Annotated in this window: 12 protein-coding genes and 1 riboswitch; of the genes, 6 read left to right on the top strand and 6 right to left on the bottom strand. The window is 41.4% G+C overall.

The annotated features are described in order from the left end of the window. Window positions 1-288: 288 nt before the first annotated feature. A riboswitch (cobalamin riboswitch) is annotated at window positions 289-483 on the bottom strand. Window positions 484-973: 490 nt separating this feature from the next. Continuing rightward, window positions 974-1348, top strand: coding sequence for a two-component system response regulator (locus GSQ74_RS02810; RefSeq protein WP_158989822.1), 375 nt, complete (start codon window positions 974-976; stop codon window positions 1346-1348). A gap of 62 nt (window positions 1349-1410) precedes the next feature. On the opposite strand, the gene GSQ74_RS02805 is transcribed toward GSQ74_RS02810, so the two are convergent. Beyond that, complete coding sequence (locus GSQ74_RS02805; protein ID WP_158989820.1) at window positions 1411-1785, bottom strand: hypothetical protein; 375 nt, start codon at window positions 1783-1785, stop codon at window positions 1411-1413. Window positions 1786-1880: 95 nt separating this feature from the next. Between GSQ74_RS02805 and GSQ74_RS02800 the strand changes: the two genes are divergently transcribed. After that, a complete protein-coding gene (locus GSQ74_RS02800; protein WP_158989818.1) occupies window positions 1881-2738 on the top strand; it encodes an AraC family transcriptional regulator in 858 nt (285 codons plus the stop codon). Between the two features lie 126 nt (window positions 2739-2864). On the opposite strand, the gene GSQ74_RS02795 is transcribed toward GSQ74_RS02800, so the two are convergent. The 5 genes from GSQ74_RS02795 to kbl all read right to left on the bottom strand — a co-directional run bounded on the left by GSQ74_RS02795 (window position 2865) and on the right by kbl (window position 7484). Continuing rightward, window positions 2865-3875, bottom strand: a complete 1011-nt coding sequence (locus tag GSQ74_RS02795) for a hypothetical protein (protein ID WP_158989816.1) — start codon at window positions 3873-3875, stop codon at window positions 2865-2867. Between the two features lie 257 nt (window positions 3876-4132). Next, the gene (locus GSQ74_RS02790) at window positions 4133-4714 is read right to left on the bottom strand and encodes a TetR/AcrR family transcriptional regulator (RefSeq protein WP_158989814.1); all 582 of its coding nucleotides are present in this window, start codon (window positions 4712-4714) and stop codon (window positions 4133-4135) included. A 3-nt stretch (window positions 4715-4717) separates the two neighbouring features. Continuing rightward, window positions 4718-5131, bottom strand: coding sequence for a hypothetical protein (locus GSQ74_RS02785; RefSeq protein WP_158989812.1), 414 nt, complete (start codon window positions 5129-5131; stop codon window positions 4718-4720). Beyond that, complete coding sequence (pheS, locus tag GSQ74_RS02780) at window positions 5128-6162, bottom strand: phenylalanine--tRNA ligase subunit alpha (protein WP_174236900.1); 1035 nt, start codon at window positions 6160-6162, stop codon at window positions 5128-5130. Before pheS ends, GSQ74_RS02785 begins: the two co-directional genes overlap by 4 nt. A gap of 131 nt (window positions 6163-6293) precedes the next feature. Then, window positions 6294-7484 carry a glycine C-acetyltransferase gene (gene kbl, locus GSQ74_RS02775; protein WP_158989810.1) on the bottom strand — a complete coding sequence of 397 codons (1191 nt, stop codon included), beginning with the start codon at window positions 7482-7484 and terminating at the stop codon, window positions 6294-6296. 129 nt (window positions 7485-7613) lie between these two features. Here kbl and GSQ74_RS02770 point away from each other — a divergent pair, with 129 nt between their 5' ends. The 4 genes from GSQ74_RS02770 to GSQ74_RS02755 all read left to right on the top strand — a co-directional run bounded on the left by GSQ74_RS02770 (window position 7614) and on the right by GSQ74_RS02755 (window position 12891). Beyond that, window positions 7614-10115 (top strand): DUF5686 and carboxypeptidase regulatory-like domain-containing protein, encoded by a 2502-nt coding sequence (locus GSQ74_RS02770; protein ID WP_158989807.1) that lies wholly within the window; start codon window positions 7614-7616, stop codon window positions 10113-10115. A 154-nt stretch (window positions 10116-10269) separates the two neighbouring features. After that, entirely contained in the window at window positions 10270-11226 is a 957-nt protein-coding gene (locus tag GSQ74_RS02765) for a rhodanese-related sulfurtransferase (RefSeq protein ID WP_158989805.1), read from the top strand. Between the two features lie 103 nt (window positions 11227-11329). Further along, entirely contained in the window at window positions 11330-12124 is a 795-nt protein-coding gene (locus GSQ74_RS02760; protein ID WP_174236899.1) for a dienelactone hydrolase family protein, read from the top strand. Between the two features lie 197 nt (window positions 12125-12321). After that, window positions 12322-12891 carry a sigma-70 family RNA polymerase sigma factor gene (locus tag GSQ74_RS02755; protein ID WP_158989803.1) on the top strand — a complete coding sequence of 190 codons (570 nt, stop codon included), beginning with the start codon at window positions 12322-12324 and terminating at the stop codon, window positions 12889-12891. Window positions 12892-12893 lie beyond the last annotated feature (2 nt).

Here is a 12893-nt window from a genome sequence, read left to right as displayed (position 1 = left end):
CATGCAGGAATTATCCCTGCATGTTGGTGTTTATTTAGCTGATGGTTTCGCTAATAGCGGCACGCATTTCTTTGGTGACTGATAATGCGCGGGTAGCCCAAATTTTGTGTTAGTATTTTTTTAAATGATTAAATAAATTAAACCTGTTAAAAGCCCTTTAGCTAAACTTCAATAAAATGCCTGTGGATGAAAAAAGTGGGAGGTGCATGGAGTGGGGGGTGCGTGGAATTATTCGTACCCAATAAAAAACAAACCATAACCTGACCAAAAGCTTCATACCGCGAAAGCATTGTCAATTCAGTATATGGCAGGTCTCCTGACTTTGTAACATTTTTGCCGCCCTTCCCATCCGTTAGTTAACGGACAGTGGACAATTATTGGCAAAAACCTTTTGTGTTACTTACAGTTGCGCGACAGCTCGTGATTTGCACACGATTCCCTATTAATCTACAATTAAGTAAAACCTATACCGGTTGATGAAGAAATAAAGTAAACAACTTACATCGGGTGTAAAGATAAGTAATAGGAATGAGTTTTATGGGGCATTCCCACTATCCAGCGGGCCGGGCTTTGCAGGGCTGCGCTGCGGCCCTCCTCCGTCGGGCTAACCCCCAATGTCATTAAGTTAAGCCCCACCTAAATCCTCCCCGGTAGGGAGGACTTAAAAAAACAAACGCGGGCGAAGCTAAAGTCTCCCCTTCCGGGGGAGATTTAGAGGGGGCTATATGCTTGGCGCCCCCTTAACTTAATGACATTGGGCTAACCCCCGCCTATCGCAGGCAGGCTTACAATCCCTAATGCTGTAGTTAACGCATTTAGTTATAAAAACAACTATTTCGTTTTAATTAAATTCGAAATAATAATAACATATTATGGTAAACATTTATGGGGTAATTGTGTTTACTGAGCCTGTGGTACAATAAATTCCACAGAAATTAGTCTATTAATTAATGATTAACAGTATGATAACAGTATGATAAAAAAGACGGTGCTAATTATTGAAGATGATCCCGGTATTTTGGAAACGATTGAGCTGATATTGTCAGGCATGAATATCCACGTGATGAGCGCCCCCGAAGCACTTGAAACCAGCGAAGTTTACGCGCTGGCCCCCGATCTTATTATTCTGGATCATTGGTTACACAAAAAATTGGGCGGCGACTTGTGCCTTGCCCTTAAAACAGATCCTCATACTAAAAAGATCCCTATTATTATGATATCGGCGGATTTGAATATTGCTAATGTGGCCCGTTACAGTTTGGCTGATGCCTACCTCGCTAAACCTTTTGATATAGATGAATTGGTAAATCTTACACAGAAATACCTGGACGAGAGTGTGAATGTTTAAATGAAATGCTTGCGCAAATATATATTGTTAGCTGATTACAAATACTTAATCGGTATAAACCTTTAAACGCCCGTTACAAAGGAGTGAGAGCGAGGCTCAAAATCGGCCACCTCTACCAAGGGGGGTAAATGCATGCTGATTAACTTTTCAGTATTCGCTTTATAATAAACTTTCAGATCATCGTTATAAACGGTTTTTATTGCCAAATCATTGGCAACCATCCATTGTAATACCAGGTAAACACTTGAGCGGCTTATACTGCTGCAATAAGCGCCTATTTTATATAACAACAGGTCAATATCTGTATCTGTGTTTAAAGCTAATATCTGCGCTATGATATACTTTTTTTTAAGTGAGAGTGGGTAACCTTGCTGAGTAAAATAGGTTAGCAATGATTGGGGAAGATCGGGTAACGGCTGATAATAATATGTGGTCATGGGGTATAAAATTGATGAGTGAACGTATACAAAGTTCAGTTTTATTGATAATCTTATACTTGTACTAATTTGATATTAACTTGTATATTTATAGCATGAGCAGGTTAAAGCAATACGATACCTTACTAGTCAGCGATTTTGAAGAGATGGTTTATCACCTGCCTGTTCACGCGCATACTTATTATGAGCTGGTGTACATCTATTCAGGCAATGGGGTGCATGTACTTAATGACATCAGTATGCCTTATAGCGCTGGTGATCTGTTTGTGATATCGCAGGAGGATCAGCACCATTTCCGGATAAATGAAATTACCCGGTTCATTATGATCAAGTTTACGGATAGCTATTTTAAGCATCAGAGCCATACATCTTTTAACGAATCCTTTACCATAGTGCCCGAACTGGTGATGCGACAAAAATTATTAAAAGAGATTAAACTTGAGTTTGAGGAGCCGTATAAAACAATATTGCACAACGCTATAGACAATATTATTTTATACAATAAATATAAAAACCCAGCATCATCGCCTTTTGTGTACCAGCAATTGCTATCGATTTTTGGGTTGATAAAAGAGGTTATCCTAAAACTTGACGAGCGCATTGATAATGGTTTGCCAAAAAAGGAAGCGCTTATTTCATATCTGCACGAAAATATTTACGATCCGCAAAAATACCAGGCCAGGCATGTGGCGGAGCATTTTAATATATCCATAAATTATTTCAGCGGTTATTTTAAACGAAACTTTGAGATCACTTATCGCGATTACATCAACAACTACCGTACAAAGCTTATTGAAAAGCGAATAAACAGCGGGCAGGTTAATATGAAACAAATAGCCGCCGAATTTGGCTTTACTGACGAAAGCCACCTATCAAATTACTTTAATAAGCACCATAAATCAAGACCTTCCGTTTTACGGAAACGGGTGTTGAAATTGGCGGAAACGACTTAATCAACAGCTCTGTCAGATTTACGAAGTTTTTAAAACTTCGTAAATCTTATTTACTTCAATTAGGCGGTTAGGCCTTTGCGCTCATACTTCGACTACGCTGCATGACGGCCCCGTTCTTTTATCATTTCAAGCCCTAATTACCGCCATTAATTCTTCTGCCTCATCAATAGTCATTACTATTTGGGTGGTGGTGATGGGTTTACGGTACAGTCGCTCTATTTGTATAGGTTGGGTGAAGGTGAATAGGATGTTTACACGGTTTTTCATAAGTCCGCCGTTGAAGCAGGATGGGGCGGGTTCAAAGCTGTCGGTTACTTTTTGGGTGGAGGCGATGTTACTGGTATCGACCAATGCACGCCAGCGGAGGCCGGTGCGGAGTAATATTTGATCTTGCAGGATAAGCACAGGGCTTTGGATGATGGCGGCGAAATCGCCGATGAGGAATAGGGTGCCGTATATGCTGAGGATGGTTACGATAAATGCGGTGATGTGGCTGTAATGTAATAAGAACAGGTGGAAGGCAACCAGCTCAATAGCGCAAACAGATATGATTACCCCGAAAAGGCTGGCATAAGCAATTTCTCGGTGGATGCTGAAGCGGTGGGATGCGGTTATGGCCGGTTGTTTCTTCCAGAAGAAGAGGCCGAAACATAATATGGTAAGTTCAGAAGCGATTATTTTTATCGCGGTGGTATTGCCCATTACGGTGGCCATGCTTTGGGGCAGGTTGTAGGCTACATCGGGCAGGGTGGCTTGCAACTGGCAGTATTCGCGCCTGATATGCCTGATTTTGCTGAGGGTGTAGATGAGCAGGGTAACTTCGGGCAGGGCGATCAATTCGCGTAGCTGCAAAATATAGTGGCGTTGATGGGCAGGCAGAATAAGATAGGCTACCGTGCAGCAACAAGTTATAACCAATAAGATACTCCACTTACGCAGTTTAAGCGGACGGATCACCAAAAAATACCATGCAACCGGGAATGTAATCACCATATCGAACAGGAAACCGCTGGCTACCGCGTCCTGATGAAGCGGGGCGACTTTGTGCATGAGGAATAATCCGATTGCAAGGATACAAAGTGCGCTTAATAAAGCGAACCAGATGTTTTTGTGTACGGCGGCGGGTGATATTGTCATTGCGGTGATTGTTTCGGTACCCTCCAAATTTCGGGAATTAAATTGGTAATAGTGCTGACAGAGGTTTGTCAGCAGGGAGAATTTATTGGATTCAGCCTGTGGTGGGTATTTTTATCATAGGAGATATTCGGAAAAATCAAAGGGGGGGGCATACTGAGCGTAGTCGAAGTATGTGGGCGGGCCTCTGCGCTAACCCTTCGACTATGCAGGATGACAGCCACTACACCTAACTCAAGTACTACTGTGCAGTACAACTATTAAATAGTGATGGCAGCTTTAACCAGGTAAGGGAGTATCTCTTTTTGAAAGGATACGAAGTTTTTGCGTATATCGGAATCGCTAACTGAGGTAAATGCGAAGCTGAAAACGATGCTTTTGCTGCATTTAACCAAAAAACGTAGTTTTTGCAAGTAAGCTTCGTGCTTGCGGATGCCGTTTAACTGCGAAAAGGCATGGATCAACAAGTCCTCCAATTCGTTTGATAATCTTTTAAGGAACTCCTGCGAGTTGGTTGATTCACGAATGAAATCCCAGCCGATGAATTCGTTACAGATGGTGTAGGAAAGGCGACAGGTCTTCATGATCAGGTTGTTAAGCTGCGCTTCTTCGCCCATGTCGGCGGTGTTAACGTGTATCAAATCGTCAACACTTACTTTGATATAGTCCATTAATAGGGCGTGCAGAACAGCCTCTTTACTATCAAAATACTTGTAAATAGTGGCTTTGGCAATTTTGGCTTTCTTAGCTATCTCGTTAACGCTGGTTTTATGGTAACCGAACTTTCTGAAGAGCTCCTGAGCAGCCCGTTTAATACTTTCCTTTATTTTATCAGCTTCCATGCATCAGTTTGATACAAATATCTCATAATTAGCGACAGTTACATAATATGATTTAAGTGAATACGTAGCAGGAGCTTTAACGGGGCTACCATCGGCCAGTGAAAACTTTGATCCACTGCATGGGTCAGTAACCGTTAAGTGGTCAGAGTCAAGTGTTACCGCGCATTTTTTTTCAGGTTGATAACTGCTGCAACGGTCATAAGCTGCATAGCTGCCATCGGGCTCATGATACAGGATTATGCCAGCTACACCATAATTCGCCAAAAATACTACACCGCCACCGGCTGTAAGTCCCGCCAGGCGGGGATCTGTTAACGGGGCTTCAAAATTTACGGCCACATTTGGAATGGGGTCGGAGTTTTTACCGCATGATGAAAACAGTACGGCCATAGTAGCAAATGCGTAAATTAACTTCATATTATCTCTGTTTGGAATTGTTTTAAGAAACGAACATCGTTCTCAGAGAATAAACGCAAATCACGTATAACATATTTTAAGTTGGCAATTCTTTCTATACCCATGCCAAAAGCGAAGCCGGTGAATTTCTTACTGTCTATCCCGCAGTTTTCCAATACATTAGGATCAACCATGCCGCAGCCTAAAATCTCTACCCAACCGGTGTACTTACACATATTACAGCCTGCGCCTTTACAAATGGTGCAGGAAATATCCATTTCTGCCGATGGTTCGGTGAATGGGAAGTACGATGGCCTGAAGCGTACTTTGGTGCCTTCGCCATAAAGCTCCTGTACAAAGTGGTATAGTGTCTGTTTCAAATCGGCAAATGATACATTTTCATCTACATATAAACCTTCTACCTGGTGAAAAAAGCAGTGTGCACGTGCTGAAATAGCCTCGTTACGGTAAACCCTGCCCGGCATAATAGCGCGGAACGGTGGCTTGCCCATCTCCATCATACGTACCTGTACCGATGAGGTATGCGTGCGCAACGCAATATCATCCTGACCGCTATTCTTTTTAATGAAGAAGGTATCCTGCATATCACGTGCGGGGTGTTCTTCAGGGAAATTAAGGGCAGAGAAGTTATGCCAATCATCTTCAATTTCAGGGCCTTCGGCAACTACGAAACCTAATCTTTTATAAATATCGATGATCTCGGTACGCACCAAAGTAAGCGGGTGACGAGAGCCAAGGTTTAAACCATCACCGGGAAGTGTAAGGTCGACTTCTGACTTCGAAGTTGACACTTCAGAAGTAAGATTTTCTTTCAGATCATTATATTTTGCTTCGGCCAGTTGTTTAAACTGGTTAAGTACTTTACCGAAAATGCGTTTCTCTTCAGGCCCGACTATTTTAAATTCTTCGAACAGATCTTTGATCAATCCTTTGGTACCTAAAAATTTGATACGGAAGGTTTCCAACTCATCAGCATTAGCCGGTGAAAAAGCGTTGATCTCAGCGGTATATTGGTCTATTTTTTCTTGCATTATCTTAAAACAAGCAATTTATATAAATTATTAAACTATTGTCATTGCGAGGTACGAAGCAATCGCACGTACGCAAGATGGTTATGTAAAGTTCGCGATTGCCACGCTATCGCTCGCAATGACATAAGGGATTATTTTAACACTCCTAATTCTTTACCTACTTTGCTGAATGCGGCAATAGCTTTATCCAGATGCTCCAGTTCGTGCGCGGCAGATATTTGTACGCGGATACGTGCCTTGCCTTGTGGTACTACCGGATAATAAAAACCGATAACGTAAATACCTTCATCAAGCATTTTAGCGGCAAATTCCTGGGCTAATTTAGCATCATAAAGCATAACCGGTACAATGGGGTGTACACCCGGTTTTATATCGAAGCCCACTTCCGTCATTTTTTTGCGGAAATAAAGTGTGTTTTTTTCCAGTTTATCACGCAGATCTGTGGTTTTACTCAACATATTCAACACCGCTATGGAAGCGCCGGTAATAGCAGGGGCAAGTGTATTAGAGAATAAGTACGGGCGTGAACGCTGGCGCAGCATATCAATAATTTCTTTTCGGCCCGAGGTAAAACCGCCTGATGCACCGCCTAAGGCCTTACCTAAAGTGCCGGTAATAATGTCGATTTTACCCATTACGTTATGATGCTCATGCGTGCCGCGACCAGTTTTACCCATAAAACCTGAGCAATGGCTCTCATCTATCATCACCAACGCATTATATTTTTCGGCCAGCTCACAAATTTTATCCAGCTGGGCAATGGTTCCATCCATGCTGAATGCACCATCGGTAACGATGATGCGGTGGCGGCAAGAGGCTGTTTCCTGTAGTTTAACTTCCAGATCAGCCATGTCATCGTGTTTATAACGCTGGCGTTGGGCTTTGCATAAACGTACCCCATCAATGATGGATGCGTGGTTCAACTCATCAGATATGATAGCATCCTGATCGTTGAATAAAGGTTCAAAAACACCGCCGTTAGCATCAAATGCCGCGGCGTAAAGTATGGTATCTTCGGTGCCTAAAAATTCAGCTATCTTTTGTTCCAGTTCTTTATGTATATCCTGCGTGCCGCAAATAAAACGTACAGACGATAGTCCGTACCCATGCGTGTCCATCACAGCTTTAGCAGCCTCAATAACTTCGGGGTTTGATGACAGGCCCAGGTAATTGTTGGCGCAAAAGTTTATTACTTCTTTGCCGCCTTGCACGGTAATATCAGCGCCTTGCGGCGAGGTAATAATGCGTTCGCGTTTGTATAGCCCGGCTTTTTCAATCTCGGCAAGTTCCTGCTGCAAAACGGGTTTTAAGGTGTTGTACATAATAAATTTATCAAAGAGTGCAAAATTAAGCATAAACCCGCAAAACGCCAGTTTAAATTCATCTTAAAAAATATATTACACGCTTAATCAAACATTTATAGCGGTAAATCCATTTTATGAGGGACTACCATGAAGAAAAAACTACTATTTGTTTTTATAACACTGCTTACTTTTAAGGCATCAGCTCAACAATATATACTTTCGGGCAGAGTAACCGATGCTCAAAACCACCCCATATCTTTTACTTCGGTTTATATACGCAACACTACTTATGGCACAACCGCTAATGAGAGCGGCAGCTATCAGTTTAAGTTAAATCCGGGTACGTATCATGTTATTTATCGTTTTGTAGGATATAAGGAACGGGTTGAAAGCGTAACTATCGTCAACCGCAATATGGCACATAACGTGCAGTTGGAAGATGAGATTTTTAACCTGAAGACAGTGGTTGTACAAGGCAAGCGCCTTAAAACAGATACTGCCGCGAATGATATTATGCGCCGGGTAATAGCCAAACGCGAATATTACTTAAACGAAGTTCAGGAATATTCTGTAGCGGCTTATGTTAAAGGTGTGCAACGCCTATTGGGCGCGCCAAAGGCCTTTATGGGCAGGCAGGTGCGTAACACGCTCGATCTGGATTCGCTTGGCAGGGGGATTTTATTTCAAACAGAATCTATTTCAAACTTCAACTTTCAGCAACCAAATAGAATAAAGGAAGTTACTATAGCGACTAAAACAGTTGGCTTAAACCCAACATTCGGCTTTAATAAAGCATCAGATCTGCAGGTTAATTTTTACAAAAATATATTTTACCTAAACGGCGTAAGCGACCATGGATTTGTATCGCCGGTGGCTTACAACGGATTTAAATATTACAAGTATAAACTGGTTGGTACCACTAATGAAAATGGGCGCGTGATTGATAAGATACAGGTTGCGCCAAGGCTGGATCATTCAGCTACATTTAAAGGCAATATTTATATTCTGGAGGGCGACTGGCGTATTTATAGTGTTGATTTGATGCTGACTAATAAAGATAATGGCCTTAGTTTTATTGATACGCTGGAGGTTAGTCAGCAATACATACCCATAACAGATAGCGTTTGGCAGCCCGTATCGGCACAATATACCTTCTCGGGCAAAGTATTAGGGTTTAAATTTGGGGGATATTATGATGCTATTTATAATAACTATAACCTAAAACCTAATTTTCCGGATCGCTACTTTACAGGGGAGATATTAAAATATGATACTGCGTCAAATACAAAAGATTCAGCATATTGGGCATCCAAGCGTCCTATTCCCTTAACCTGGCAGGAGCAAAGGGATTATTATAAAAAAGACAGTGTAAGCAGACTTAAACGATCGAAGGCTTATCTCGATTCTGCCCAGCATTCCAATAACAGGTTGTTGATTCTGCCATACATCGTATTTGGGCACAGCTCTACCTATAAAAGCGGTCGTGATTCTGTTTACCTGTACCCCTTTATTCAAACATTCTTTTATAACACAGTTGAAGGATATGGATTAAATCTTGAAGCTAAATACTCCCACAAACTCAATGATTTTCAATCATGGGATGCCACGCCTAATGTTCGCTATGGCTTTTCCAATAAAATGTTTACCGCTAATATTAATGGCGATTATAATTACGACCCGTTCCATAACGCCAAGTTTTTTGGTGGTTTTGGCAGCGATATTTTGGATTTGAATAATGTGGGTACGCGGTCGCTGTATTTTAATACTTTAAGTACGCTATTAAGCGAGCGTAACTACGTTAAATATTATAAATCGAAGTATGGTAACTTTGGTTACCAGCGCGAACTTGCCAATGGTGTTTTGTGGACAACCAGTTTAAGTTATGCTGACCGTACCCAATTATATAATACCTCATATAACCACATCGAAACTTTTAGCAACAGGCAATATACCTCAAACAACCCGCTGAAATCAGATATTCCCGGCGTTCCGGATGCCCCGGCGGACGACCGCTCCGTATTGTTCCCCGAGAACCAGGCGCTTACATTTTTCACCTCGTTCAGGTTATCGTTTGATCAGCAGTATATTACCACGCCTACACAAAAAATTAACTTACCATCAAAATACCCGGTTGTTACGGTAAGCTATCGCCAGGGTATAAATAACCTGTTAGGGTCTGATGTTGATTATAGCTTCGGATCATTAAACATCGCCCAAAGCGCAATCCCGATAGGGGTGTTTGGTTATTCATCATTCTCGGTAACTGCCGGAGATTTCTTTAATAATAGCAAAATTTATTTCCCTGATTATAATCACTTTTTAGGTAACCAGGGTACCACTTTCGATCCTACCTATGTCGGTAGTTTCCATTTCCTGCCTTTTTATACTTTTAGTACTGATAATGCATTTATAGAAGCGCATTACCAGCATAACTTCTCGGGAGTGTTATTAAATAATATACCATTCCTGCGTAAGCTCAAACTGGAAGAAATTGTGGGTGCCAACTATTTAACCGAAAAAGGCCAACTGAATTACTCCGAGTTTTATGTAGGCTTACAGCGATTGATCTTCCGGATTGATTACGGCGTATCTTACGAAGGGAGCCAGAAATACATACAGGGGATTAGGATATTTTATGGTATAAGGTAAATGATTTCGGATTTTAGATTTACGATTTTAGAATTGTAATTCGCTTGTCCTAAGTTAGTAGCTGCACAAATTCGAAATCGAAAGTCCGAAATCACAAATCAAAATATTATCTTTGCACTTCATTTAACACCGTTTGCAGCGGCATCAATGGATTATGACAAAGTATAAAACACTACTCTATTATTGTTATTCAACAATAGCGGATGCGGAGCAATTTGCTACCGATCATTTAAAATTTTGTAAATCTCTGGGTTTAACCGGGCGTATTATTGTGGCCGAAGAAGGCCTTAATGGTACCGTATCAGGCCCTGCTGATAGCTGTGAGCAATACATGGAGACGCTTCATGCAGATCCTCGTTTTGCTAACATCGATTTTAAGGTTGATGAGGTAGAAACGCCATCATTTGTAAAAATGCATGTGCGTTATAAATCCGAGATTGTGCATTCAGGTTTGAGAAATCCTGAGATCATCGACCCAAAAACAAAAACAGGCAAGCACCTTGACCCGAAAGAGTTTATGGAGATGAAAAACCGGGATGATGTTATTGTGCTGGATGTACGCTCAAACTACGAACATAATTTAGGTAAATTCAGCAACGCCATAACCCTGGATATTGAAAATTTCCGCGATTTTCCGGCGATGATCAATGAGCTGGCTCAGTATAAAGACAAAAAAATATTAACCTATTGCACCGGTGGCATCAAGTGCGAAAAAGCATCGGCCCTGTTATTGCACGAAGGGTTTAAAGATGTATACCAATTACATGGTGGCATCATAAAATACGGTAAAGAAGCAGGCGGTAAGGATTTTGAAGGTAAATGCTATGTATTTGACAACCGTTTATCGGTTGATGTAAATAGCGTTAACCCGGTGACCATATCTAAATGCTATAACTGCGGTGCTACTACCGATAAAATGATTAACTGTGCCAACCCCGAGTGCAACGAGCATTTTACCCAATGCGATGAATGCGGTACAAAAATGGAAGGTTGCTGTAGTGATGAGTGCCAAAGCCATCCGCGTAAGCGTGTGTATGATGGTACCGGTTATTATGTAAAAGTTCCGCAGCCGGTAAATGTGGCTAAAAAGGAATTGAAACTACAGGATTAAGCATATAATTTTATATTTACGGTAATTAAAAAAACATCTTTTGCTCGCCGGCGTTAAAGTATTCGGCTCTATAAAGATCATTGCCTTAATTAAACTTATTTGTATGCACAAAAATATCAGCGCCACACTTCTTGTTATTATGCTTTTTGCTTTGCCATTTTTCTCTAAAGCACAGTTAAGCAAACCAAATTATGAGCGTGGCATATATACCGCTAAAGGCGATACTTTACCTTATCGTATCTTATTTCCAGAAGGATTTGATCCGGCAAAAAAATACCCGCTGATTATTGTTCTGCATGGTTCGGGTGAGCGCGGTAACGATAACCAGGCCCAGTTGGCACATGGCAGCGATTTGTTTTTAAAGGCTGATGTTCGTGAGCAGTTCCCGGCAATTGTGGTGTTTCCGCAATGCCCGGCTAATGGTTTTTGGTCGGATGTGATTTTTAAGGCAGATACTAATGGCAATAAATTCATTTTCCCAACTGATGCCAAACCAACCAAAGCCATGGCAGCACTGATGGGAATGGTTGATGAGTTTTTAGAAAAACCTTTTGTAAATAAACACCAAGTATACGTTGGTGGCCTCTCTATGGGCGGTATGGGTACATTCGAGATCATCGGTCGCGAGCCTAATGTATTTGCGGCGGCCTTCGCCATTTGCGGCGGAGATAATACCCTGAACGCGAAAAAATATGCTAAAAAAGTACCGTTGTGGATATTCCATGGTGAAAAGGATAAAACAGTTTCGGCTGATCACTCCATTGTTATGGTTGAGGCTATTAAAGCCGCCGGTGGCCAGCCTAAGTTTACCCTATATCCTAACGATGACCACGATAGCTGGGACGATGCTTTTGCCGAGCCACAATTATTGCCTTGGTTGTTTTCGCATAGTAAATAATAGATTTTTAATTCTCAAACATCCTTGTCATTCTGAGCGGAGCGAAGAATCTGTACGGTGTAAACTACTTTACAGATTCTTCGCTGTGCTCAGAATGACAGTATAAACAAAATATTCCCGTTTTTTTTACTTAATCTTTGTAAGGTTTTGATCCGTTTGCCGACCAAGCAGTATCAAAACATTATGATTAAAATTAAATGAGCGCCGAAAGCAATCAATTAGATCCGCATACCTGGGTAAAATCGCATGCCGATTACTTGTATGCCTATACCATAAAACGAATTGCTGACGAAGAACAGGCTAAAGATCTGGTGCAGGAAACCTTTTTAGCGGCCTTAGAAAAAGTAGACCGATTTGAAGGCAAAAGTTCCGAGCGTACCTGGTTAACCGCCATCCTGAAAAATAAGATAATCGACGTTTATCGCAAAAAGTCTTCAGGGTTAAGGAAAGAAACTGAGGTAGCAGAGCATGAACAGGAAGATTTTTTTGATCAAGCTGATGGCCATTGGCGATCAGCACATGCACCACAGATTTTCGGAATAGAAGATGTGGATCACCTGGGCAATAAGGAGTTTAATAGCATACTGCAAATGTGTTTACAAAAGCTACCGGCGTTATGGATGGCGGTTTTCACCATGAAACATATAGATGATGCTGATACCACACTGATATGTTCGGAATTAAAGGTTACCCCATCAAATTTTTGGGTAATTATTCATCGTACCAAGCTTAATCTGCGGGCGTGCCTTCAACGGAATTGGGAATAAAT

It is taken from the genome of Mucilaginibacter sp. L196, assembly GCF_009765905.1.
Lineage (GTDB): Bacteria > Bacteroidota > Bacteroidia > Sphingobacteriales > Sphingobacteriaceae > Mucilaginibacter.
Note: the sequence above shows the minus strand (reverse complement) of the source record. Positions and strands in the feature narration are given on the sequence as shown.

What these genes read in the sequence shown, in the direction of transcription:
- kbl (WP_158989810.1), bottom strand. Translation starts at nt 7,484, where the DNA reads ATGTACAACACCTTAAAACCCGTTTTGCAGCAGGAACTTGCCGAGATT.
- GSQ74_RS02755 (WP_158989803.1), top strand. Translation starts at nt 12,322, where the DNA reads ATGAGCGCCGAAAGCAATCAATTAGATCCGCATACCTGGGTAAAATCG.
- GSQ74_RS02795 (WP_158989816.1), bottom strand. Translation starts at nt 3,875, where the DNA reads ATGACAATATCACCCGCCGCCGTACACAAAAACATCTGGTTCGCTTTA.
- GSQ74_RS02790 (WP_158989814.1), bottom strand. Translation starts at nt 4,714, where the DNA reads ATGGAAGCTGATAAAATAAAGGAAAGTATTAAACGGGCTGCTCAGGAG.
- GSQ74_RS02800 (WP_158989818.1), top strand. Translation starts at nt 1,881, where the DNA reads ATGAGCAGGTTAAAGCAATACGATACCTTACTAGTCAGCGATTTTGAA.
- GSQ74_RS02770 (WP_158989807.1), top strand. Translation starts at nt 7,614, where the DNA reads ATGAAGAAAAAACTACTATTTGTTTTTATAACACTGCTTACTTTTAAG.
- pheS (WP_174236900.1), bottom strand. Translation starts at nt 6,162, where the DNA reads ATGCAAGAAAAAATAGACCAATATACCGCTGAGATCAACGCTTTTTCA.
- GSQ74_RS02760 (WP_174236899.1), top strand. Translation starts at nt 11,330, where the DNA reads ATGCACAAAAATATCAGCGCCACACTTCTTGTTATTATGCTTTTTGCT.
- GSQ74_RS02810 (WP_158989822.1), top strand. Translation starts at nt 974, where the DNA reads ATGATAAAAAAGACGGTGCTAATTATTGAAGATGATCCCGGTATTTTG.
- GSQ74_RS02805 (WP_158989820.1), bottom strand. Translation starts at nt 1,785, where the DNA reads ATGACCACATATTATTATCAGCCGTTACCCGATCTTCCCCAATCATTG.
- GSQ74_RS02785 (WP_158989812.1), bottom strand. Translation starts at nt 5,131, where the DNA reads ATGAAGTTAATTTACGCATTTGCTACTATGGCCGTACTGTTTTCATCA.
- GSQ74_RS02765 (WP_158989805.1), top strand. Translation starts at nt 10,270, where the DNA reads ATGACAAAGTATAAAACACTACTCTATTATTGTTATTCAACAATAGCG.